The organism is Caballeronia sp. LjRoot31, assembly GCF_964253885.1.
Lineage (GTDB): Bacteria > Pseudomonadota > Gammaproteobacteria > Burkholderiales > Burkholderiaceae > Caballeronia.
The window spans coordinates 2,859,742-2,882,370 of record NZ_CAXURX020000001.1 but is presented as its reverse complement, the minus strand read 5'-3'; the positions used below and the strand labels follow the sequence as shown (position 1 = coordinate 2,882,370).

Sequence of the window (22,629 nt, the reverse complement as noted above, 5' to 3'; positions counted from 1 at the left end):
GCGGATGACGTGATGAATGCTTGAAAGTGTTTTCAAGGATGGCGGCGCGGCGCTCTGGTTCATGCCTCAGATCATGCTGGCCGCGCCGCCATCGGGTTCATCTGTACTGACCTGCGTACTTCAGCACCTTGTCGACATTTTCCTTGCTGATAAAGCCCGGCCCTGAGCCGATATTGCGTGGCCCATAGGACGGCGCGAGCCCGTAGGTGCTAAGCCGCGCCTGGAACTTCGGATTCGCTTCAAGGATCTGGCGAATCTTGACCGGGTCGGTCGTGTGTTCCTTCTTCACGATAGCCAGCACCGCAACCGGGATATAACCCTGCAAGTAGGGTTGCTGGTCGATAGCGAACTGGATCGTGCCATCCTGGATGGCCTTCGCAATATCGCTATCGAAGTCGAAGGTTGCGAACCAGAGCTTGCCCGCCACACCCATCTGCTTGAGCGCCTTGATGGTCGGGTCCGCCGACAGCGGGCCGAGTGCGAGCACGGCCTGGGTATCCGGGTGATTACGCAAATACGCACTCACCTTGGATTGCACCGTGGTCGGGTCCTGGCCTGCGTCCAGCGTGGAGGACTTGAAGTCGACGCCAATCGCATCGGCGAAACCCCGGCAGCGTTCGAACGAAGCCGGATTGGTCGCGTAGTGGTTCACGCATAGGAACGACTTGATGCCCGCCGCCTTCGCCTTCTCGCCCGCTGCTTTACCGGCTACGTATTCAGGCTGACCCACGTGCATGATCGCGCCGAGCTGGGCACTTTGCTCCTCGGTACCGGAATTGATCGTGATGAGCGGGATGTGCTTTGCCGTGACCTTGGCGATCGAACCCTTCAGCACGTCGAAGTCGGCAATGCTGACGATCACCCCGTCATAGTTGCGTGCCGCAGCTTGCTCGATCAGCCGCGCCATGTCGGCAATATCGCCGTTCGGCGGGTTGCGGTAATCCGTCTGGACATTGAAGTCCTCGTCCGCCTGTTTGATGGCGTTCTTGATCGTGTTCCACCACGAATCCGAATCCGGCGCGTGGCTGATCAAAACGAAATGGGCGTCGGGAGCGGCGTGCGCTGCCTGACTGCTCAGTGCTGCTGCGCCGCACAACGCAGCGGCAGCCGCGAGCACGCGCAGCGCGGCTCGGCCATTGCAAAGTCTCATTGTCTCCACCTATCTCGGTTGTTGTTCTGAACGAGCACCCGGCGTCTGGGATACGGCGCTTATCGCCCTGTGCTCACGACCAAGGTTAGGATAAGTTTCGTCGCTCTGCAATAGGAAGTTTAACTATGCATCGTTTGGAAAATAAATTCCATTTGTTCGATCAGGTATCTATAATCGGTTGCATCGAATACAGAACACACCACGAGCGCGGCATGCAGGAAGACACGCAAGATCCCCAAGAGACGACCGAGACGCTCACAGTCGACGAACTGATGCTGCGGATCACCGAGGCGTACGACGCGTTGCCGCGCCAGCTAAAAAGCGTGGCAACGTATATTGAACAGCATCGCAGCAACGTGATGATGGATCGCACCGGCGACATCGCCAGCGCGTGCGGCGTGCATCCATCGGCTGTCGTGCGCTTCGCGCAGCGCTTCGGCTTCTCGGGCTTCTCCGACCTCCAGGCCATCTTCAAGCAGGCCTACACGGGCCAGAACGGTTCCGCGCAGAGCTATCAGCAGCGCATCAGGAAACTCATCGATGAAAAGCCGGGCAAGTTGTCGGGCGGATCGGTGGCGCGCGAATTTATCGCGGCGAGCCGCAGCGGGCTGGAGGAACTCGAAGCGGGTCTCGACGACGTCCAGTTCGAAGCCGCGGTGAAGATGCTGGAACAGGCCGAGAACATTTACGTGGTCGGCGTGCGGCGCTCGTTTCCGGTGGCGAGTTATATCGTCTACGCGCTGCAGCACACGGCCAAACGCGTGCACTTGGTATCCGGTTTCGGCGGCATGTATCGCGAGCAGATTCGCAGCGTGAAGAAGGGCGACGTGGTGGTCGCAATCAGCTTCGCGCCTTATGGCAAGGAGACGCAGTACTGCGTGCGCGCGGCGCAGCATCACGGCGCCAAGACGCTCGTGATTACCGATGGCCAGCTTTCGCCGCTCGCGCGTCACGCGAGCGCGCATTTGTTCGTGAAGGAAGGCAGCGCGTTCGCGTTCCGTTCGCTCACGAGCACGATCTGCCTGTGCCAGGCGCTGTTTATCGCGCTTGCGTACCGGCTTGAACTGAACGTAGAAGAATCAAGGGAGACAGGCGGCTATGACGATTGATGTGGCGGTGTTCGGAGCAGGGCGGATCGGCAAGATCCACGCGGCGAACCTGGCGAAGCAGCCGGGTGTGCGCCTGAAGTACGTGGTGGACGTAAATAAGGAAGCCGCTGCCGCATTGGCCGCGCTTCACGGCGCGCAAGTGGCCGATGTGGAGGGCGCGCTTGGGGACGCATCGATAGGCGCGACCGTCGTGTGTTCGAGCACGGACACGCACGCCGACCTGATCTTGAAATCGGCGGCGCAGAAGAAGCATGTGTTCTGCGAAAAGCCGGTGGACTTGACGCTCGAACGCGCACGCGCTTGTGCCGATGCCGTCGCGAAAGCCGGCGTGGTGTGCATGGTCGGTTTCCAGCGCCGCTTCGATCCGACCTTTTCCGCGTTGAAGGCGCGCGTGGAGGCGGGTGAAATCGGGGATCCGGAAATGCTGGTGATCACGAGCCGCGATCCGGGGGCGCCGCCGGTGGAATACATCAAGCATTCGGGCGGCATTTTCAAAGACATGCTGATCCATGACTTCGATATCTTCCGCTGGATGCTCGACGACGAAGCCGACACGTTGCACGCAACCGGAAGCTGTCTGACGGATTCGGCGATTGCGGAGGCGGGTGATATCGATTCGACGGCTGTCACGATCCGCACCAAACGTGGCCGCTTGTGCCAGATCAATACGACGCGGCGCGCGGCCTACGGATACGACCAGCGTTTCGAACTGCTCGGCAGCCAGGGCATGTTGCAAGCCGGCAATGTGCGCCCGACTGAAGTCACGGCATATTCAAAGACGGCGGTTTCGAGCGATGTGCCGGAAGCGTTTTTCCTGGAGCGTTATCGCGCGGCGTACGCGCTGGAAATCGCCCATTTCTTCGATGCCGTGCAGGAAGGCAAGCCGGTTCGCACGACGGTCGCGGACGGTCTGAAAGCGTTGGAACTTGCAGAAGCCGCCACGCGGTCCTGGCGTGAAGGCACGATCATCAAGCTGGGGGCGGCATGAAAACGCCGGTGCGGATAGGGATTGTCGGCTTAGGGCGGCTAGGCCAGCGCCACGCACGTAACCTTGCGTGGCACGTGCCGGGCGCAACGCTCGCGGCGGCGTGCAGTCCGGTCGCGGCGGAACGCGAATGGGCGGCGGCCAACCTGCCTGAACTCACGCTCTACGACGACTACGGATCGATGCTGAAAGACGCATCGCTTGACGCCGTCTGGCTGGTCACGCCGACTTCGCTGCACGCTGACCAGATCATCGCTGCGTTGCGCGCGGGCAAGCATGTGTTCTGCGAAAAACCGTTGTCGCTGGACCTGGCGCAATGTGATCGCGTGATTGAAGAAAGCGCGCGCGTTCCGCATCTTCAGGTGATGATCGGTTTCGTGCGCCGTTTCGATGCCAGTTATCGCGACGCTTTCAACAAGATCAGCCAAGGCGCGATCGGCCGGCCGTTCATGGTCCGTTCGCAGACCGTCGACAAGAACGATCCCGATGGTTTTTTCGTCCGTTTCGCGCCGACATCGGGCGGTTTGTTCCTCGATTGCAGTGTCCATGACATCGACCTCGCGCGCTGGATGCTGGGTAACCCGCGCGTTACACGCGTGTTCGCCAGCGGCACGATCGCGATCCACGAAGGGCTGGCCGAATGCGGCGATATCGACAACGGTGTCTCCATCTGCGAATTCGAGGGCGGCCGGCTGGCAGTGTTCCAGGCATCGCGGACCAGCGCCCACGGTCACGATACCCAGACGGAAGTGATCGGAACGGGCGGGGCGCTGTCGGTGGGACACAATCCGCGGGCGAATCGCGTGGAAATTTACGATGCCGGCGGCATCCGCAACGAATGCACGCCGACCTTCTTCGAGCGCTTCGAGCAAGCATTCCTGCACGAAGCGGAGGTGTTCGTGGCGTCGTTGAGCGGAGGCCCCGCGACGGGCCTGACGCTTGACGACGCGCGCGAGGCCACGCGTATCGGGATTGCGATGCGGGAGTCTCTGGCTAAAGGCCAGGCGGTGAATTTTTAGGCAGTGGGGTAAAATCGAACTCTCATTAGCGGGATCAATAAGCGGGATCACTAAGCGGGTTCGAACAAGGCTCAATTCGATGGAAGTGCACAAGGAAGTCGATGCGCGCGGGCTTACGTGCCCGTTGCCCATCCTGCGGGCGAAGAAGGCGCTGGCCGATATGCAGAGCGGTCAGATATTGAAAGTGCTGGCGACCGATCCGGGTTCGCAACGCGACTTTGCCGCGTTTTCGAAGCAGACGGGTAATGAACTGGTGGAATCGACGTCGCACGACAAGGTGTTCACCTTCCTCATGCGACGCCGCTGATCGACTGAAGGCCAATAAAAAATGCCCATGATTTTAGTCATGGGCATTTTTTTACGACCGCAAACCGCGTGCTGGCGACTTACGGCTTAGGCGTTAGCACTTAGCCGACCAAATGCGGCGAACGCGTGTTCAGGTATTCCTGAAAGTCCTTGGCCACTTCTGGATGGCGCAGCGCGAATTCCACCGTTGCTTTCAAATAACCGAGCTTGCTGCCGCAATCGAAACGGGTGCCGTGATACTTGTACGCCAGCACTTGTTCGTCAGCGAGCAATGACTGGATTGCGTCCGTCAGTTGCAGCTCGCCGCCGGCGCCCGGCTTCAATGCACGGATGTGATCGAAGATGCGCGGCTTGAGCACATACCGCCCGACCACGCCCAGATTCGAAGGCGCAACTTCAGGTTCCGGCTTTTCCACAATGCCCGACAGCTTGAAGATATTGTCTTCCCATTCTTTCCCGTCGATCACACCATACGACTTGGAATCCTGAGCGGGGATCTCCTCCACGCCGATCACGGAGCTGTGATAGTGATCGAACACTTCGATCATCTGCGTCATCACCGGCGGCGTGCCGTACAACAAGTCGTCCGCGAGAATCACGGCAAACGGGTTGTCGCCCACCAGCTTTTCGGCGCACAGCACGGCGTGGCCCAGACCGAGCGCTTCGGCCTGACGCACATAGAAACAATCCACGTGGCTCGGTTTGATGCTGCGCACGAGATCGAGCAGCTTCTGCTTGCCGCGCGCTTCCAGTTCGGCTTCGATCTCATACGACTTGTCGAAGTGATCCTCGATCGCGCGCTTGCTGCGGCCCGTCACGAAGATCATTTCCGTGATGCCGGCCGCCATGGCCTCTTCGACCGCGTACTGGATCAGCGGTTTGTCGACAACGGGCAGCATTTCCTTCGGGCTGGCCTTGGTCGCGGGGAGGAATCGGGTACCGAGACCCGCAACCGGGAAAACCGCTTTCGTAACTTTTAGCATTTGATGACCCTGATCCTCGTATCGTGTTTAAACGTCAAGCCTGAAACGTTGGGCATGGAAGCAGATGCCATGATGCAGGTTGATGCGTTGATAAAAAAGTGCGGCGAGATTAATTCTTCAAGCATGAATACGCACTTTGCTATAAGGCGGAACAAGCAATCGGTTGTTTTCAGCGCTTAGCCGGCCGCGCTTGACCGGCTAAGGCCGCCGAGGCCCCTACCTACGCCGGAAGCCGTGACAATTGCGCTTTCAACTTGTCAGAAGTCGATTCGAATTCCGCCAGCCGCTTGCGCTCCTGCTCGACCACCGCGGCCGGCGCGCGCGCCACGAAACTTTCGTTTTCCAGCTTCACACGGGCCTTCGCGATTTCCTGCGTCAGCCGATCCACTTCCTTCGTGAGCCGTTCGCGTTCCGCCGCAACGTCGATTTCGACCTTCAACACCAGCTTGTTCGTTCCTACGATAGCAACTGGCGCGCCACTTGCCTCTGCGTCGAGCGCGGATTCGTCGGCAATGATCTTTACCTCCGATAAACGCGCCAGCGCCTGCACATAAGGGGCAAACGACTTGAGCCGCGCTTCGTCACCTGTTGCCAGCAGTGGCACCTTGACCGCCGGCGACAGGTTCATCTCGCCGCGCAGATTACGACATGAATCGATAATGGCCTTCAGTTCGGCTGCCCACTGTTCAGAAGACTCATCAATTTTAGACGGCTGCGCGACCGGGTAAGGCTGAACCATGATAGACGCGGTTTCCCCGCCTTGTGCGGCTTGCGGATACAGGTCCGTCAGCGGTGCAACCTTCTGCCACAAGGCTTCCGTGATGAACGGGATCACCGGATGTGCCAGGCGCAGCACCGTTTCCAGCACGCGAAGGAGGGTGCGACGGGTCGCGCGCTGCTGTTCGGGCGCACCGGTCTGGATCTGCACCTTGGCCAGTTCCAGGTACCAGTCGCAATACTCGTCCCAGACGAATTTGTAGATTGCGCTCGCCACGTTGTCGAAACGGTAATCGGCGAAACCCTTTTCCACTTCGGCTTCCACGCGCTGCAAAAGCGACACGATCCAGAAGTCCGCCTGGGAGAAGTGGAGGTATCCACCCGGTCCGCAATCGACTGCCTCGCATTCCTCGGGCTTGCCGAAACCACAGTCGTGGCCTTCGGTATTCATCAGCACAAAGCGAGTCGCATTCCACAATTTATTGCAAAAATTGCGATATCCCTCGCACCTTGCCAGATCAAAATTCACATTGCGACCGAGCGTCGCCATGGACGCCATGGTGAAACGCAGCGCGTCCGTGCCGAACGGCTGGATCCCGTCCGGGAATTCCTTGCGGGTCTTTTTCTCGATTTTCTCGGCTTGTTTCGGGTTCATCAGGCCGGTAATTCGCTTGGCGACGAGCGTTTCCAGGTCGATGCCATCGACGATATCGATCGGGTCGAGCGTATTGCCCTTGCTCTTCGACATCTTCTGGCCTTCCGCGTCGCGCACGAGACCGTGGACGTAGACGGTGTCGAACGGGACTTTGCCGGTGAAATGCGTGGTCATCATCACCATCCGGGCGACCCAGAAGAAAATGATGTCGAAACCCGTCACGAGCACGGAGGAAGGCAGGAAGTGCTTGAGTTCCGGCGTTTCGTTGGGCCAGCCGAGCGAAGAAAACGGTACGAGCGCCGATGAAAACCATGTGTCGAGCACATCGTCGTCGCGTTTGAGGGCGCCGGTGTAGCCTTTTTCCGTGGCTTCCGCGCGCGCTTCTTCTTCGGTCTTCGCGACGAAGATTTCGCCGTTGTCGCCGTACCAGGCCGGGATTTGGTGGCCCCACCAGAGTTGGCGCGAGATGCACCAGTCCTGAATGTTTTCGAGCCACTGGTAATAGGTTGTCGACCAGTTTTCCGGGACGAACTTGATTTCACCGTTTCGCACGACGTCGAGCGCCGTTTCAGCGATCGATTTGCCCGGATGGAACGTGCCTTCCGGCGCCGGCTTGCTCATGGCGACGAACCATTGGTCAGTGAGCATGGGCTCGATCACGACGCCCGTGCGGTCGCCGCGCGGCACCATCAGCGCGTGAGGTTTGACGGATTCCAGCAGGCCGAGCGCTTCCAGGTCGGCCACGACCTGTTTGCGTGCGACGAAGCGGTCCATGCCGCGATACTTTTCCGGCGCGTTGTCGTTGATTTTTGCATCGAGCGTGAGGATCTCGATCATTGGCAACTTGTGGCGCAGGCCGACTTGATAGTCGTTGAAGTCGTGCGCGGGCGTGACCTTGACCACGCCGGTGCCGAACTCGCGATCCACGTAATCGTCTGCGATCACCGGAATTTCCCGATTCGATAACGGCAGCATGACCGTCTTGCCGATCAGGTGCGCGTAACGCTCGTCTTCCGGGTGGACCATCACGGCGGTGTCGCCGAGCATGGTTTCCGGGCGCGTGGTGGCGACCGTCACGTGGCCGGAGCCATCGGGCAGCGGATACTGGATATGCCAGAGGCTGCCGGCTTCTTCTTCGCTGGCGACTTCCAGGTCCGAGACGGCGGTACCCAGCACCGGGTCCCAGTTCACGAGCCGTTTGCCGCGATAAATGAGGCCTTGTTTGAACAGCGTGACGAACACATCGATGACAACGGGCGACATTTTGTCGTCCATTGTGAAATATTCGCGCGACCAGTCGATGGACGCGCCCAGGCGGCGCACCTGGCCCGTGATGGTCGAGCCGGATTTCTGCTTCCATTCCCAGACGCGTTTCAGGAATTCTTCGCGACCGAGATCATGGCGCGATACGCCTTGTGCATCGAGTTGCCGTTCCACGACGATTTGCGTGGCGATTCCCGCGTGATCCGTTCCGGGCAGCCACAGCGTGTTTTCGCCGAGCATGCGGTGGTAGCGGGTGAGGCTGTCCATGATGGTCTGGTTGAACGCGTGACCCATGTGCAGCGTGCCGGTGACGTTTGGCGGCGGGAGTTGGATCGAAAAATCTTTTTTACCTTCGATCAGGGTCGGCGCAGCGTAGCCGCGCTTTTCCCATTCCGGGCCCCAATGGGACTCGATGTTCTGGGGCTCGAAACTCTTCGCAAGCGTGTTGTCACTCGTGTTGTCACTCATGGGGTGGAATCTGCCGAAAAATGCGTAAAAGAAGCGGGGGTCGGGGAATTATAAGGCGTCGGAGGGGTGGCGTTGGCACTTGGGTTTGGGAGGAGGTCAGGGGTGGGGGTGGGCGGGGGGGGCGAGTGCCCGGTTGCCAGGTTTTGGGGGGGCGGTCGGGGTGGTCGGTTCTGGGGTTAGCGGTCGGGGTCTATGCCGGGTTGGTCGGTTCTGGGGTTAGTGGTCGGGGTCAATGCCGGGTTGGTGCTTTCGGCCGTGGTGGTCTGCGAGAGTCGGATATTCTCTTTATCACTATTAGCCACTGTGCGTGGCGGCACTTCATTTCTTTGTCCAAAGCGACAAAGAAACGAAGCAAAGAAAGCGCTTTAACCGCTCTACCCTAAGTGTCCACAGCGTGCAGTTTCTATTCATAGGTGCCCCAAAAGCACGGTGCTCGCCAGCGCCACGGATGGTTGAACCCCTCCTTCTCGCGAATCCTGACACGAACACGCTTCGCCCCGTACGCTCTCGGGCAAGCACAAGTTGCCAAGGGACCAGCACGGCCTCACGCGTTCTGCCGGCCGTGTTTTTTTGATGGGTTCGCGGCCTGGTTCGTGCGGCCATATTCGTGGCTCACAACTTGGTGCCTAGCAGCTCGATGCGTGTTTAGTGCTTCAGTTTTTGGTGAGCTGACCGCGTGCTTACGCGGTTATTTTCGTCGGTTGCGGCTTTACATATTTTGGGGCTTTATTACTTGGCGGGTTGGCGGCGTGGTCCGTCGTGCGTACAAATTGGTGGTTGGTCGTCCGCGGATAGCGCGGGGTGCCCCTTGGGCAGGTTCAATCACTGGTGGCGAAGCGTGTGGGTATCCGTGTTCGGAGAAAGAGGGGTTCAAACATCCTCCGCTCTGGCGAGCACCGTGCTTTTGGGGCACCTATGAATCAAAACTGCACGCTGTGGACACTTAGGGTAGCGTGGTTGAAAGCGTTTTCTTTGCTTCGTTTCTTTGTCGCTTTGGACAAAGAAATGACGTGCCGCCACGCACAGTGGCTAATAGTGATAAAGAGAAAATCCGACTCCTGCAGACCACTAACACTGAAAGCAGCAACCCGGCATAGACCCCGACCGCTAACCCCAGAACCGACCACCCGGCATTGACCCCGACCGCTAACCCCAGAACCGACCACCCGGCATTGACCCCGACCGCCAACCCCAGAACCGACCACCCCGGCATCAACCCCGACCGCCCCCACCCCCCGAGTGCCAACGACCCCCGCCTGCTAACGATTTATAATACCCGTCCCACCGGAAAACTCCCCCCATGCCCGATCTGCTCGCCAATCTGAACCCCGAACAACTCGCCGCCGTCACGCTGCCGAACGAGCCGGCGCTTATCCTCGCGGGCGCGGGCAGCGGCAAGACGCGCGTACTCATCACCCGTATCGCCTGGCTGATCCAGCAGGGATTCGCGTCGCCCACAACAATTCTCGCCGTCACCTTCACGAACAAGGCCGCCAAGGAAATGATGGCGCGCCTGACCGCGATGATGCCTATCGACACCCGCGGCATGTGGATCGGCACCTTTCACGGCCTCTGCAACCGCATGCTGCGCGCCCATTTTCGCGACGCCGGCCTGCCGCAGACCTTCCAGATCCTCGATACCGCCGACCAGTTGTCGGCCATCAAACGCCTGATGAAGGGCCTGAATATCGACGACGAGAAATATCCGGCTAAAAATCTCCAGTACTTCATCAACAACGCCAAGGAACAAGGCCTGCGCCCGAAAGACGTCGACGCAACCGATTCCTTCAACATGAAGTTCGTCGAGTTGTACGCGGCCTACGAGCAGCAATGCCAGCGCGAGGGCGTCGTCGATTTCCCCGAGCTGCTCCTGCGCTGCTACGAACTGCTCGCGCACAATCCGCCGCTGCGCGCGCACTATCAGGCGCGCTTTCGCAACATCCTGGTCGATGAGTTCCAGGACACGAACAAGCTGCAATACGCGTGGCTGAAAATGCTGGCCGGCGAGCACAACGCCATCTTCGCAGTCGGCGACGACGATCAGTCCATCTACGCGTTCCGCGGCGCGAACGTCGGCAACATGCACGACTTCGAGCGCGAGTACCACGTGCGCAACATGATCAAGCTCGAGCAGAACTATCGCTCGCATGGTCATATTCTCGATACCGCCAACTTCCTGATCGCGAAGAATTCGCGGCGGCTCGGCAAGAATCTTCGTACCGATGCCGGTCATGGTGAACCCGTGCGCGTGTACGAGGCAGCGACCGACACGCAGGAGGCGGCGTGGATCGTCGAGGAGATCAAGTCGATGATCCATGCCGGCGCGGCTCGCAGCGAAATCGCCATCCTGTATAGAAGTAATGCGCAGTCGCGGACCATTGAGCACACGCTGGTGAACGCGGGTATTGCGTATCGCGTGTATGGCGGCTTGCGGTTCTTCGAACGCCAGGAAGTGAAGCACGCGCTGGCGTATCTGCGCCTGATCGACAACCCGAACGACGACACCGCGTTCGCCCGCGTCGTGAATTTTCCGACGCGCGGGATCGGTGCAAGGTCGATCGAGCAACTCGCCGACGCCGCGCGCCTCTACAACTGTTCGATGGCCGCCGCCGTTCCCTACGTGATGGGCAAGGCGGGTTCGAGCATCGGCGCGTTTGCGCAACTGATCGCCAGGATGCGCGCCGAAACGCAGCAGATGAGCCTTCCTGAAACCGTGGAATACGTGGTTCGCGCAAGCGGTCTCGCCACGCATTACGAGAACGAGCGCGAAGGTCAGGACCGGCTGGAGAACTTGCAGGAAGTGGTGAATGCCGCAGCGGCGTTCGTGCAGGAGGAGGGCTACGGGCTCGATACCCCCGCGCGCTCGATTCCGCTTCGTCCGGGCGCGACGAACGCGCCGGAAATCGGCTTGACGACCGATGATCCATCCGTCGATGTGCTCGACGCGGCAAGCCCCGCCGATCCCGCGCAAAACCCCGACACCATGACGCCGTTGGCCGGGTTCCTGTCGCACGCATCGCTCGAAGCCGGCGATAACCAGGCCCAGGCCGGCCAGGACGCCGTGCAACTGATGACGGTCCACGCAGCCAAGGGCCTTGAATTCATGGCGGTGTTCATCACGGGCCTGGAGGAAGGCCTGTTCCCGCACGAGAACAGCGCGCAGGAAAGTGACGGGCTCGAAGAGGAACGCCGGCTTGCGTACGTGGCGATCACGCGGGCGAAGGAGCGGCTGTATCTGTCGTTTGCACAGAGCCGGATGTTGCATGGCCAGACGCGCTACAACATCCGTTCCCGTTTCTTCGATGAACTCCCCGAAGGCTCGCTCAAGTGGCTGACACCGAAAGTGGAGGCGGGCGCGCGCTGGGGCGGCCGGCCGGACAACGCCGGCTGGGGCCGCGACTGGTTCGCACGGCCCGACAAGGAGCGCGCCGCGTACGCCGATCCCGATGCCGGCAAGCCATTGCCCGCGTTCGCCAACAATCAGCGCGCCACCGACACCGGTTTCAAGGTCGGTCAGCCGGTGTTTCACAACAAGTTTGGCGAAGGCACGGTGATCGGGCTAGAAGGGGCCGGCGCCGATGCCCGTGCTCAAGTCCGCTTCAAGCGCCACGGCGAGAAGTGGCTTGCGTTGGCAGTTGCGAAGTTGCAGGCGGTGGAATGACTGCGGGCATGAACTATCTCGGCATCATGGCCGCGTTGCCGCAGGAATTGGGCGACCTGATCGAATCGATGCACGCGGGCGGTGAGGTGCGTACCGAAACCATCGGCCGGCGCGAGTATCACGTCGGCATCGCGCACGGGGTGCCGTGCGTGGTCACGCTCGCGCGCGTCGGAAAGGTGGCTGCGGCGGCGACCGCGAGCGCGTTGATTCACGTGTTCGGCGTGAACGCCATTGTGTTCACCGGCGTGGCCGGCGGCGTGCGCGCCGACGTGCGTGTAGGCGATATCGTGATTGGTGAAACGCTGATGCAGCACGATCTCGACGCATCGCCGTTATTTCCGCGCTTTGAAGTGCCGTTGCTGGGCATGGCGCACTTTCCCGGCGATGCGACGCTGAATGCCGCGCTGGCAGAAGCATGCAGGGCATTTCTCGCCGATGAACATGCTGCGTTGGAGGCGCGTTTTGGTGTGCATCCGCCGCGATTGCATCGTGGACTGATCGTGAGCGGCGACCGGTTTGTATCCAGTCACAACGAAGTGAATGCGCTGCGAGCAGCGTTGCCCGACGCACTGGCGGTCGAGATGGAAGGCGCGGCGCTCGCGCAAGTATGTTTCGAGCACGGTGTCCGGTGCGCTGTCGTGCGCACGGTTTCCGATACCGCCGACGCCGACGCGCCCGAATCCTTCCTCGATTTCCTGCATGCGCTGGGCGGTGCGTATTCGTCAGGAATTCTGCGACGGTTTCTGGCGGCTTGGGCTCGCGGCGACGACGTGCGCCTTCCTTCCTGAACGTTGCTTTCGTCATCGCTTAGCTGCTCACCGCAGGTCCCAACGCCCCTTCTGTACCGCGCGGAAATACGCGGCTAAAGCGCTGCGTCCTTATACGCGTCCTATCGCCGCAGCAGGGCGACCCGCCCGTGCCATCTTCGCGATGCCGCCTTCAGCGCCGCGACATACCCCGCATCTCCTTCGGTTCTCCTCCCGACTCGCTTCCCAAAATTCTCTCTTGTAAGTGAGAATGATTCGCAATTACAATGCTCGGGACGACAGGAGGTCCACATGACCGAAACGACGCCCGATTCCAGCCGGGCACAGCGCGCAATGTCCGCGAACGCCGCACGGGTGATCGAGACCACGCGCCGAGCATGGCTCGCCACAGCGGCGCAACCCATCAGCGATATCAGCGACATCGCGAAGCAGTCCCGGCCACCCCGGTTTTCACGTCGTCCGATAGTCGCAAACCTTGCATTAGCCATGAATTTCTGGAGTACGAGACCGCTGTGATTGCTACCCCATCTCCCTTGGCCAAGTCCGTCAGCCCCGCCGCCGTTATTGATGCATCCGACGCGTTCGATATTCCCGATCAGCGCATGCACGACGCCAGCCGCTTTCCGCTCGTGCGCTTGCGCCGGCGCGCAGTGCAGCCGGGCTATGCGTTTGGCTGGGGCGCCGAGATGCAGCGGTTGTTATTGTTGAAGACGCCGTTCGTGATCGTGTCGGAACATGACGCCGATGAAACCGCCGATGACACGCGCCTGCGCAGCGCCTGGCTACGTTCCCATCGGGAAACACTCGCCCTTTTTTGCCGCGGATTCATAGTGATCGAGCCGAGGATAGAAGCGCGGGCGTCGACGCGGGAAGCCGTGCGCGCCGCGACCGAGGGCAGTGGCGTGCGAATGGTCGTGGTGTCCAGCATGCGAGTGGCCGGCGAACTCGCGCCCGTGCTGCTCAAACATTCGGCAAGCGATCTGGAGAAATCCCGATCAACCGATAAGCCGCGCTTGCAGATGCCGTAGCGTCGCAGCCTGTGTTGAAACGAAGGCTGGCGACGTGGCGGAGCCGCTCATCGCGCGGTCGACTCAGGGCCGTCCCCCTCTAGCAGCGTCCCACGGCCTGAACTATGCTCAGGAGCAATTCGTCCGCGCCTGAGGATGATTCAGGCGCGGCGTTCCGCTACCAGACAGGGGTTCAGACAGGGGTTCGAATGCCGACTTATCGTGAAGCTCACCGCCGTTCGATCGAAGATCCGGAATCGTTCTGGGGCGAACAGGCGCGGCGCATCCATTGGGAAACGCCGTTCGAGCAGGTGCTTGATCGCAGCAATCCGCCGTTCGCGCGCTGGTTTGTCGGCGGCAAGACCAATCTCTGCTACAACGCCGTCGATCGGCATCTCGCCGCCCGCGCGCAGCAAAACGCGCTGGTGTATGTATCGACGGAAACGGGCATCGAGCGGCGCTACACCTATGCCGAGCTGCACGCCGAAGTGAACCGCATGGCTGCTGTCATGCGCTCGCTCGGCGTGAAACGGGGCGAGCGTGTCCTGATCTATCTGCCAATGATTCCCGAAGCCCTGTTCGCGATGCTCGCCTGCGCGCGGCTCGGCGCAATTCATTCGGTCGTGTTCGGCGGCTTTGCAGCCCCGAGCCTGGCGGCGCGTATTGATGACGCCACGCCGGTGCTGATCGTTACCGCCGACGCCGGTGCGCGGGCAGGCAAGGTGATCGATTACACGCCGCTCGTGGACGAAGCGCTGGCACGCGCCACGCATAAGGTGCCGAAGGTGTTGTTGATCGACCGCCAGCTCGCGCCGGAAAGGCTACAGGCGCCGTATCTGGTTTCCTACGAGCCGTTGCGTGAACAGTTCTTCGACGCCCTTGTTCCATGCGTATGGCTCGAATCGAACGAGCCTTCGTACGTGCTCTACACGTCGGGGACGACCGGCAAGCCGAAGGGTGTGCAACGCGACGTGGGCGGATACGCGGTGGCGCTGGCGGCATCGATGGAACATATCTTCCAGGGCAAGCCTGGCGACACCATGTGGACCGCGTCGGACGTGGGCTGGGTGGTCGGGCACAGCTACATTATTTATGCACCGCTGATTGCCGGCCTGACGACCGTCATGTACGAAGGCACACCGATCCGCCCCGATGGCGGCATCTGGTGGCGGATCATCGAGCAGCACAAGATCAACCTGATGTTTACCGCGCCGACAGCGTTGCGCGTGCTCAAGAAGCAGGACCCGAAGCTGATGGAGCAGGCGGATTTATCGAGTTTGCGCACGCTCTTCCTGGCCGGTGAACCGCTGGATGAACCCACGGCGCAGTGGATTCAGGGCGCGCTGAAAAAGCCCGTCGTCGATAACTACTGGCAGACCGAAACCGGCTGGCCGATGATCGCGATTCCACGAGGGATTGAAGCGTTGCCGCCGAAGCTCGGATCGCCGGGCGTACCGTCGATGGGCTTTGCATTGACCGTGCGAAACGAGGCGACGGGTGAAATCTGTGCGCCGGGCGAGAAGGGCGTGATCACGCTCGATTATCCGCTGCCGCCGGGCTGCATGCAGACGGTATGGGGCGACGATTCGCGCTTCATCAAGACGTACTGGGAAAGCGTGCCGGGGCAGCAACTGTATTCGACCTTCGACTGGGGCGTGACCGATGAAGACGGCTACGTGTCCATCCTCGGACGCACCGACGACGTGATCAACGTGGCGGGGCATCGACTGGGCACGCGCGAGATAGAAGAGGCGTTAAGCAGTCACCGGGCCGTGGCTGAAGTGGCGGTGGTGGGCGTGGCCGATTCGGTGAAAGGGCAAGTCGCACTGGCCTTCGTCGTTTTACGCGATGCCCAGGCCTTGGAGGCAGAGGGCGCGCGTGAAACGCTTGAGGCTGAACTTTGTCGAAGCGTGGATGCGCATTTGGGTGCGATCGCCCGTCCGGCCAGAGTCCATTTCCTGGCGATGCTGCCGAAGACCCGGTCGGGCAAGTTGCTGCGGCGGGCGATTGCTGCGTTGGCCGAAGGGCGCGACCCCGGCGATCTGCCGATGATCGAGGATGCCGGGGCGCTGGTGCAGGTGAAGGAGGCTTTGTCGCGGTAGCGGCGCGTCCTTTTATTTCACCAAAGCCCTCAACTCACGCTCCGCCCGGGGCGTGAGCCGCTGCGCTTCTTTCGTGAGATTGACCTGCATGGTTGTCTCCGCAATTTCGTGAACCGCTTGCTCAAGCTGGTACGTGCCTTTTGCCTTGAGCCAGTCCATGACTTCCGCCAGATGCCATATTGCGGTGCCGCCCTCGTGCACCGGCGATGGAAAGGTATCCGCGTTCGTGAGCATCAACTTGCGCATGTTCTGCCGCGTGACGCCGATTGCGTCGGCGACGTCGGTCAGGCCGACAAAATCCGGTGAAGCTTCCACCAGAGTGGCGGACGGAATGGCCGACTTGACATCCTTCAAGGCGCTCATGAGCGCCGCTTGTGCGCTCTCTGCTTCCCGCGTGAACGCCAGCGCAATTCGCCCCGGCTGACCAACACCGATCAATGCGTCGTCGCATCCTGCGGCACCGAGACGTCCGATCAACGCTTCGTGATCGCAGTCGCTTTCCGATAACCGGTACTTCAATGTGAACGTGTATTCCATGGCGTTGCCTTAATTGAGACCGTTGATTGTCCGGAAACCTTGTCTGACTGAAATGTGCAGTTGTCGACCACGCGCTTGATGGCTCGCGCATGATTCACCGCATTCTTCGGCGTGCTCCACACACTGGTGATACAAAACTCGCCGCAGCGGCATTCGGCCGCGTTGTAGGGGCAATAAATTCGTCCCCACGCATGGCTTCCTCCTTGTTCGACGCGCCAGCCATGCGTTTCCGCGTGCCGCAATGCTTCTTCAATTTCCTTCTTCTGATGCTGTGATCGAGTCATCGTTAGCCCCATGATAGAAGCGCCGCCCAAGGTTGTCAAGTGACAACCTTGGGCGGCGCCTGGAACGTCGAAACGAAAACCCGTTTTGGAGTTGTGCGTTCGTCGGTCGACTGTGTGTCCTGCTCACATGACCGTGATCATTACGCTTTTGCCGTTACCATTTTTTCCTTCGCATCCCGGGTATTCGGCAGCAGGATCGTCAGGACTCCGATCAGCGGCAGGAACGAACAAACCTTATAGACATAGTCGATGCTCGTCGCGTCAGCCAGATGGCCAAGGACCGCGGCGCCTATGCCGCCCATGCCGAACGCGAAGCCAAAGAACAGCCCCGCCACCATGCCGACCTTGCCCGGAATCAGTTCGGTGGCATAAACCAGGATGGCGGAGAACGCGGACGCCAAAATCAGCCCGATCACCACTGACAACACGCCGGTCCAGAACAGGTTCGCAAACGGCAGCATGAGCGTGAACGGCGCGACGCCCAGGATGGACACCCAGATCACGACCTTGCGGCCGATCCTGTCGCCCACGGGACCGCCCACGATCGTGCCTACCGCCACGGCCGCAAGGAACCAGAACAAATGCACCTGTGCGGTTTCCACCGGCAAATGAAACTTGCTGATCAGATAAAACGTGAAGTAACTGCTGATGCTCGCCAGATAAAAGTACTTCGAGAATACGAGCAGCATCAGGACCGTCATGGCGAGCACGACTTTATTGCGCGGCAATGCCGACACCGCGACCGAAGCACGGGCTTTCTTCACTGCCGGGTGGCGTTGGTACCAGCGGCCAATGTTGGCCAGCACGAAAATCGCGAGCAGCGCCGCGGCCGAGAACCACGCAATGCTGCGTTGCCCATGCGGCATCACGACCAGTGCGGCCAGCAAGGGCCCGAGGGAACTGCCCGCATTGCCGCCGACCTGGAACACCGACTGCGCAAGCCCGTGGCGTCCGCCCGATGCCATGCGCGCCACCCGCGAGGATTCAGGGTGAAATATCGACGATCCGCATCCGACCAGCGCCGCTGCTACCAGCAATACCGGAAAGCTTCCGGCCATCGACATCAGCAACAAGCCGCACAGCGTAAAACCCATGCCGACCGGCAGCGAATACGGTTTCGGATGTTTGTCGGTATATAAGCCGACCAGCGGTTGCAGCAGCGACGCAGTGATCTGGTAGGTCAGCGTAATCAAGCCGATTTGCCCGAACGACAACGAAAACTCGCTTTTGAACATCGGGTAGATGGCGAGGATCAGCGACTGGATCATGTCGTTGAGCAAATGCGCAAAACTGATCGCGCCGAGCACCGAGAAGGCCGTGCGCGGAACGGCAGGGCTCAGGGCGGGTGCGGCGCCGAGCGCGCTTTTATCGATACTTGTCTGCATGATGATGGCCGGAAGTTGTCTCTCGTCGTATTTCGTTATCGGGTAGAAGCGGGTCGGAAGCGGGTCAGAAGCCCCCGAATGCGCCGTCTCCTGATAATTTTAATGTGTCCGCTACGCATTGTCCGGCCAAAATTTGTCGCGAAACGGACAGCAGTTCGCCCCTGCGTGGAGCCGGTGCGCCCGCTTTTGGTGAGATCGACATGAATTTGTAACATGTAGCAGAAACACATCTAAAGAAGCCCCGTTTCCCGCCGTAGACCATTGATGTAGCCGTGCGCCCCGCCCAAGAAGCAGGCCGCGCGATGCCAATCAAAACTGGGGAATTCAATAGATGAAACCGTTTTCGCAGCTGGGCAATCCCGGCGCCGGATTTATTCCCGACGGCGGCGCCAAGGCCGCCGCCCGGGCGATGGCGAAGATCGCCGGCACGAGCGGCCGGTCGTTGTCCGTCAAGGCGTCGCTGCGCCTCGCGTTCGCGTTGCTGCTGGTCGGCACGCTGGTTATCGGCGTGATTGCGCTGACGCAGATCAGCCGTCTCAACGGTTCGACCGAATCCATTTATCGCGAGGGATATGTCGCCAGCCGCGACGTTGAGGAACTGCGCAGCGCCGTGCTGCGCGCGAGCCGCTCGCAAAAGATGCTGCTCACCGCGACCACCGCGAAGGAGCGCGACGAACTCGGCGCGGATATCGAACATGCGCTCGCCGATATAGGCCGCGGGCAACATGACCTGCAAAGCTACGCGGACCCCACGGGTGACCAGAAGCGCCTGGCGACCGCCGTTGGTGCGTGGAGCACCGACCTGCGCAGCTTTGTCAAGCTGGTGAAGGAACAACCGCTCGATCTGACGCAGATGAACTGGCAAGTGGGTATTGGGGACGTTTCGCTGCTGGTGGCGACGGGCAAGCTGGAAAAGCTCGTGAACGCGCTTATCGAACAGCGTGGCGCGGCGGCCAAGGCGACTATCGAATCGGCGGCTTCCATTTATCACGAATCGTTTGTGATGGTGGCCCTGCTGACGCTCGTGCTGATCGTGCTGGCGTTCGCGGTGAGCGAATGGGTCGTGCGGCGGCTCGCGAAACAGCTCGGCGGCGAACCGGTCTACGCAATGGAAATTGCGAGCCGGATCGCGGCGGGCGACCTGTCGAACCGCATCTCGATCGCGAAGCGCGACAACACCAGCATGCTCCACGCGCTCTCGGGAATGCAGAAGGATTTATCGACGACGGTCGGTGAAATCGCGGCCAGCGCGGAAGCGATCGCGTCGGCGTCAGGCGAAATCTCGCAGGGCAACGTGGACCTGTCGCAGCGCACGGAGCAACAGGCCGTCGCGCTGGAAAAGACGGCATCGAGCATGGAGGAGTTGACGTCGACCGTACGCCAGAACGCCGAGAACGCGAAGCAGGCGAGTTCGCTGGCTTACAACGCATCCGAGATTGCTGAGAAGGGCGGCGTGGTGGTCGCACGCGTGGTGGCGACGATGGAGCAGATCAACGCAAGCGCGAAGAGTATTGGCGACATCATCGGCGTGATCGAAGGCATCGCGTTCCAGACCAATATTCTCGCGCTCAATGCTGCCGTGGAAGCGGCGCGCGCGGGCGAAGAGGGGCGTGGGTTCGCGGTCGTCGCGGGCGAAGTGCGCAACCTCGCACAACGTTCGTCGGCGGCGGCGAAGGAAATCAAGGGCTTGATCCACACGTCGGTGGCGCGTGTTTCCGATGGCTCGACCTTCGCTCACGAAGCGGGCGCTACCATGGAAGAGGTCGTGAGGGCGGTCAAGCGCGTGACGGACATCATGGGCGAGATTTCGGCGGCGTCGGCGGAGCAGAGCAGCGGTATCGAGGAAATCAATCTCGCGGTGACGCAAATGGACGCGGGCACGCAGCAGAACGCGGCGCTGGTCGAACAGGCGGCCGCCGCGGCGCAGTCGCTGGATGACCAGGCACATGCGTTGAAACAACTGGTCGGGAAGTTTCAGTTGGCGTGATGTAACGCGGTGTGCACGCTGATCGAATGAACGCGGGCTTGCTGAACCGCAAGCCTTTGTTCTAGAATTCGCGACGGGCGCGGCAGGGCGCCCGGTCTCGCGAAAGTGAAAACACCTGTCATGCGTTATCGCTTCATCTGGATAAACCGCAACGTTGAACCTTTAGCCGCAGCGAGAACGGCGCAACAAGGAGAAACGTCATGTGGTCAACATCCTGTCCTCGCTTTGCCAATTCTGAACTCACCAACACCGAATTTCTTCGACGCCACGCGCGCCGGCTGCTTCGTCGCGCTCATGCGGACAATACAAGCACGGCGATGCCCGTCGTGCGCCGCCTGCTCGCAGCGGGCGTGACCCGTGCCGAGACGCTCGCGGAACTTCATAAAACGCGCACTGAGATTCAGCTCAAGCACGTATTGAACATGCTGGCCGTCGAGTTGGGTCATGCCGGCTGGGATGCTTGCAAGCCGGCGCTTGATACGCGAGAGCCTGCCGTCATCGATCGATACCGCTTCGATGCCGGCGCTTTCGGCGATTACGAGAAGGTGTGGTTTGCCGGCGCCGGCGCCGCGCGTGAATGGCAGAGCGAGCATGGTGGGTACATCGTGGAGTACGGCGACCAGGCGGTGGCGATACTCTGGCGCGAGTGAGGACGAACGCGAGGACAAGCGCGAGGACAAGCGCGAGGACGAACCACTCGCCATCGCGCTGCCGGTTCGTGATCATGAACCGGCAGCGCACCAGCTAAAGCGCAAAAAACGCTAAAGCAACTCCACTTCCTTCCAGTCCGCATTAGAAAAAAAACGGCTCAGTTCTCGCATGAGTTCATTCAGCGCGGACATTTCCGGCTGCGTGATCTTGCGAACGTGCTGCGCTTGTGTCCAGTCGCCATAAAGCATGGCGACGGTTGAACCGTTCGCCTTCACGGGCAGCAGCACGAACGCGTGGGCATCGCCGAATGAAGGCTTGAACCAGCGCGGCAAGCGGGCTTCAATCCGCGGATCGCGAGCATTCTCGATAAAAATCCCGACCGGGTTCGAGATCGCCAGATGGAACACGTCAGGCTCGAACGCCGCGGAAAATGTCAGCGACGGCAGCAGCCTGTCCACGCCCGCCCCAAGTCCAAGACGTGCGTGGAACTCATTGTTGGACTGGCGCACGAATACCACCGTGCGCGAAAACGTTAGCCCGGCCAGCACAGCTTCCGACGCCAGCGCAAGCACGGCGCCCAGCGCGTTCTTCGACGGCAGCGAGCGCAAATCCTCAAGCCCCGCGGCAATCCGCGCTTCCGCCGATAACCCCGCGCGCGCGATGGCATCGGCGTCCGCGCGCAGTTCCACGATCTCCCGCATCACGCCGTCGTTCGAGTCCTCGTTCGCGAGCGCGAGACTCATCGCGGCGAGCGTGGAGGCGTCGGTCAGCAACGCGCGGCTGTAACGGTTCGCGATATCCACCAGCGACGACTCGCGATGTGTCCCGTCGACATGCTGCGCGGTGAGCGCATCGGCGACTTCGGTGGAATAGTTGGTGACGGCTTGCAGCCAGCGGACATGGCGCGGCGTTTTTTCATCGATAGGGGCGAGCGGGTCGCGGGTCAGCATGCCGGTACGGATGGTCTCCGGCAGGCGCCAGCGGTCGGCGGCTTCCATGCCGATTTCCTCGAAGGTGACGCCGAGCAACGTGCTGCATGCGAGGCTGTCGCTGATACGCTCGGCCGTGGCCTTGCGGCGCAACTGATCCCACTCGGTCTCGAGATAGAACGCCACCAGCAGCTTGCCGATCTGACGCATCAGCGTGCAGACCACCGCTTCCTCCGAGGCCCGGAACTCGCTGTGCTCGGTCACTTGCCGCGCAACGGTGCCGGACAGCAGCGTGCGATTCAGTTCGAGCTTGGCGTCAATGCGTCGCGGCGCGCTTTGATGAAAGTGATCGACCAGTTTCAGCCCGACCACCAGATGGCCGACCGCGTCCATGCCCAGCACCATCAACGCGCGCGTCACGGTGGTGATGTTGCCGCCGAACGAGATGTACATCGCGGAATTGGCGAGGCGCAACACCTTCTGCGTGAGGCCGAAGTCGGATAGAACGACCTGGACCAGGGCGGTAAAGTCCAGGTCGTCGTCGCTCATTGCGGACACAGTGGTGCGCAGAGCCTGCGAGAGCATCGGAAAATCTCCGCGCTCGCTCATTTGGCCCCACAGCTTGTCCAGTAATTCGGCTTTGGAATTGCTTGCCATGCGATTG

At 60.8% G+C, this 22,629-nt stretch carries 18 protein-coding genes; 11 read left to right on the top strand and 7 right to left on the bottom strand.

Annotation, left to right across the window (positions count from 1 at the left end; all coding sequences use genetic code 11):
- Positions 1 to 97: 97 nt before the first annotated feature.
- A complete protein-coding gene (locus ACSQ8V_RS12790; protein WP_213767708.1) occupies positions 98 to 1,150 on the bottom strand; it encodes a sugar ABC transporter substrate-binding protein in 1,053 nt (350 codons plus the stop codon).
- Positions 1,151 to 1,362: 212 nt separating this feature from the next.
- Between ACSQ8V_RS12790 and ACSQ8V_RS12785 the strand changes: the two genes are divergently transcribed.
- From ACSQ8V_RS12785 to ACSQ8V_RS12770, 4 genes are all read left to right on the top strand, one after another.
- Positions 1,363 to 2,259: a MurR/RpiR family transcriptional regulator gene (locus ACSQ8V_RS12785; protein WP_213767707.1), complete on the top strand. Its 897-nt coding sequence runs from the start codon at positions 1,363 to 1,365 to the stop codon at positions 2,257 to 2,259.
- On the top strand, positions 2,249 to 3,247 hold the full coding sequence (gene iolG / locus ACSQ8V_RS12780; protein WP_213767706.1) for an inositol 2-dehydrogenase: 999 nt from the start codon (positions 2,249 to 2,251) through the stop codon (positions 3,245 to 3,247). The genes ACSQ8V_RS12785 and iolG overlap by 11 nt, the downstream gene beginning before the upstream one ends.
- On the top strand, positions 3,244 to 4,263 hold the full coding sequence (locus ACSQ8V_RS12775) for a Gfo/Idh/MocA family oxidoreductase (RefSeq protein ID WP_436205925.1): 1,020 nt from the start codon (positions 3,244 to 3,246) through the stop codon (positions 4,261 to 4,263). The genes iolG and ACSQ8V_RS12775 overlap by 4 nt, the downstream gene beginning before the upstream one ends.
- Positions 4,264 to 4,342: 79 nt before the next feature.
- On the top strand, positions 4,343 to 4,570 hold the full coding sequence (locus ACSQ8V_RS12770; protein ID WP_062084604.1) for a sulfurtransferase TusA family protein: 228 nt from the start codon (positions 4,343 to 4,345) through the stop codon (positions 4,568 to 4,570).
- Between the two features lie 100 nt (positions 4,571 to 4,670).
- On the opposite strand, the gene galU is transcribed toward ACSQ8V_RS12770, so the two are convergent.
- A complete protein-coding gene (gene galU, locus ACSQ8V_RS12765) occupies positions 4,671 to 5,552 on the bottom strand; it encodes a UTP--glucose-1-phosphate uridylyltransferase GalU (protein WP_213767704.1) in 882 nt (293 codons plus the stop codon).
- A 220-nt stretch (positions 5,553 to 5,772) separates the two neighbouring features.
- Positions 5,773 to 8,655: a valine--tRNA ligase gene (locus tag ACSQ8V_RS12760; protein WP_436205924.1), complete on the bottom strand. Its 2,883-nt coding sequence runs from the start codon at positions 8,653 to 8,655 to the stop codon at positions 5,773 to 5,775.
- Positions 8,656 to 9,955: 1,300 nt separating this feature from the next.
- Between ACSQ8V_RS12760 and ACSQ8V_RS12755 the strand changes: the two genes are divergently transcribed.
- The 5 genes from ACSQ8V_RS12755 (at position 9,956) to ACSQ8V_RS12735 (ending at position 16,192) form a co-directional block, all read left to right on the top strand.
- Complete coding sequence (locus ACSQ8V_RS12755; protein ID WP_436205923.1) at positions 9,956 to 12,316, top strand: UvrD-helicase domain-containing protein; 2,361 nt, start codon at positions 9,956 to 9,958, stop codon at positions 12,314 to 12,316.
- Positions 12,313 to 13,104: a 5'-methylthioadenosine/adenosylhomocysteine nucleosidase gene (locus tag ACSQ8V_RS12750; protein ID WP_436205922.1), complete on the top strand. Its 792-nt coding sequence runs from the start codon at positions 12,313 to 12,315 to the stop codon at positions 13,102 to 13,104. The genes ACSQ8V_RS12755 and ACSQ8V_RS12750 overlap by 4 nt, the downstream gene beginning before the upstream one ends.
- A gap of 270 nt (positions 13,105 to 13,374) precedes the next feature.
- The gene (locus tag ACSQ8V_RS12745) at positions 13,375 to 13,599 is read left to right on the top strand and encodes a hypothetical protein (protein ID WP_436205921.1); all 225 of its coding nucleotides are present in this window, start codon (positions 13,375 to 13,377) and stop codon (positions 13,597 to 13,599) included.
- Positions 13,596 to 14,111 carry a hypothetical protein gene (locus ACSQ8V_RS12740; protein WP_436205920.1) on the top strand — a complete coding sequence of 172 codons (516 nt, stop codon included), beginning with the start codon at positions 13,596 to 13,598 and terminating at the stop codon, positions 14,109 to 14,111. The genes ACSQ8V_RS12745 and ACSQ8V_RS12740 overlap by 4 nt, the downstream gene beginning before the upstream one ends.
- 104 nt (positions 14,112 to 14,215) lie before the next feature.
- A complete protein-coding gene (locus ACSQ8V_RS12735; protein WP_436205919.1) occupies positions 14,216 to 16,192 on the top strand; it encodes a propionate--CoA ligase in 1,977 nt (658 codons plus the stop codon).
- Positions 16,193 to 16,204: 12 nt separating this feature from the next.
- Here the strand turns inward: ACSQ8V_RS12735 and ACSQ8V_RS12730 are convergent, their stop codons facing one another.
- From ACSQ8V_RS12730 to ACSQ8V_RS12720, 3 genes are all read right to left on the bottom strand, one after another.
- On the bottom strand, positions 16,205 to 16,729 hold the full coding sequence (locus tag ACSQ8V_RS12730; protein WP_436205918.1) for a helix-turn-helix transcriptional regulator: 525 nt from the start codon (positions 16,727 to 16,729) through the stop codon (positions 16,205 to 16,207).
- Complete coding sequence (locus tag ACSQ8V_RS12725; protein WP_255631641.1) at positions 16,708 to 17,013, bottom strand: hypothetical protein; 306 nt, start codon at positions 17,011 to 17,013, stop codon at positions 16,708 to 16,710. Before ACSQ8V_RS12725 ends, ACSQ8V_RS12730 begins: the two co-directional genes overlap by 22 nt.
- A 140-nt stretch (positions 17,014 to 17,153) precedes the next feature.
- Positions 17,154 to 18,398: an MFS transporter gene (locus ACSQ8V_RS12720; protein ID WP_436205917.1), complete on the bottom strand. Its 1,245-nt coding sequence runs from the start codon at positions 18,396 to 18,398 to the stop codon at positions 17,154 to 17,156.
- A 331-nt stretch (positions 18,399 to 18,729) separates the two neighbouring features.
- Between ACSQ8V_RS12720 and ACSQ8V_RS12715 the strand changes: the two genes are divergently transcribed.
- Entirely contained in the window at positions 18,730 to 20,385 is a 1,656-nt protein-coding gene (locus tag ACSQ8V_RS12715) for a methyl-accepting chemotaxis protein (protein WP_213767409.1), read from the top strand.
- Positions 20,386 to 20,585: 200 nt separating this feature from the next.
- Complete coding sequence (locus ACSQ8V_RS12710) at positions 20,586 to 21,035, top strand: hypothetical protein (RefSeq protein ID WP_436205916.1); 450 nt, start codon at positions 20,586 to 20,588, stop codon at positions 21,033 to 21,035.
- Positions 21,036 to 21,146: 111 nt separating this feature from the next.
- Here ACSQ8V_RS12710 and ACSQ8V_RS12705 read toward each other — a convergent pair whose 3' ends face one another.
- Positions 21,147 to 22,622, bottom strand: a complete 1,476-nt coding sequence (locus ACSQ8V_RS12705) for an HDOD domain-containing protein (protein ID WP_213767408.1) — start codon at positions 22,620 to 22,622, stop codon at positions 21,147 to 21,149.
- Positions 22,623 to 22,629: the final 7 nt, after the last annotated feature.

Excerpts from the sequence above, each read along its gene's own strand:
- ACSQ8V_RS12705 (WP_213767408.1), bottom strand. The coding sequence starts at position 22,622 with ATGGCAAGCAATTCCAAAGCCGAATTACTGGACAAGCTGTGGGGCCAA.
- galU (WP_213767704.1), bottom strand. The coding sequence starts at position 5,552 with ATGCTAAAAGTTACGAAAGCGGTTTTCCCGGTTGCGGGTCTCGGTACC.
- ACSQ8V_RS12735 (WP_436205919.1), top strand. The coding sequence starts at position 14,216 with ATGCTCAGGAGCAATTCGTCCGCGCCTGAGGATGATTCAGGCGCGGCG.
- ACSQ8V_RS12710 (WP_436205916.1), top strand. The coding sequence starts at position 20,586 with ATGTGGTCAACATCCTGTCCTCGCTTTGCCAATTCTGAACTCACCAAC.
- ACSQ8V_RS12745 (WP_436205921.1), top strand. The coding sequence starts at position 13,375 with ATGACCGAAACGACGCCCGATTCCAGCCGGGCACAGCGCGCAATGTCC.
- ACSQ8V_RS12720 (WP_436205917.1), bottom strand. The coding sequence starts at position 18,398 with ATGCAGACAAGTATCGATAAAAGCGCGCTCGGCGCCGCACCCGCCCTG.
- ACSQ8V_RS12725 (WP_255631641.1), bottom strand. The coding sequence starts at position 17,013 with ATGACTCGATCACAGCATCAGAAGAAGGAAATTGAAGAAGCATTGCGG.
- ACSQ8V_RS12730 (WP_436205918.1), bottom strand. The coding sequence starts at position 16,729 with ATGGAATACACGTTCACATTGAAGTACCGGTTATCGGAAAGCGACTGC.
- ACSQ8V_RS12715 (WP_213767409.1), top strand. The coding sequence starts at position 18,730 with ATGAAACCGTTTTCGCAGCTGGGCAATCCCGGCGCCGGATTTATTCCC.
- ACSQ8V_RS12785 (WP_213767707.1), top strand. The coding sequence starts at position 1,363 with ATGCAGGAAGACACGCAAGATCCCCAAGAGACGACCGAGACGCTCACA.
- ACSQ8V_RS12775 (WP_436205925.1), top strand. The coding sequence starts at position 3,244 with ATGAAAACGCCGGTGCGGATAGGGATTGTCGGCTTAGGGCGGCTAGGC.
- iolG (WP_213767706.1), top strand. The coding sequence starts at position 2,249 with ATGACGATTGATGTGGCGGTGTTCGGAGCAGGGCGGATCGGCAAGATC.
- ACSQ8V_RS12750 (WP_436205922.1), top strand. The coding sequence starts at position 12,313 with ATGACTGCGGGCATGAACTATCTCGGCATCATGGCCGCGTTGCCGCAG.
- ACSQ8V_RS12760 (WP_436205924.1), bottom strand. The coding sequence starts at position 8,655 with ATGAGTGACAACACGAGTGACAACACGCTTGCGAAGAGTTTCGAGCCC.
- ACSQ8V_RS12770 (WP_062084604.1), top strand. The coding sequence starts at position 4,343 with ATGGAAGTGCACAAGGAAGTCGATGCGCGCGGGCTTACGTGCCCGTTG.
- ACSQ8V_RS12755 (WP_436205923.1), top strand. The coding sequence starts at position 9,956 with ATGCCCGATCTGCTCGCCAATCTGAACCCCGAACAACTCGCCGCCGTC.
- ACSQ8V_RS12790 (WP_213767708.1), bottom strand. The coding sequence starts at position 1,150 with ATGAGACTTTGCAATGGCCGAGCCGCGCTGCGCGTGCTCGCGGCTGCC.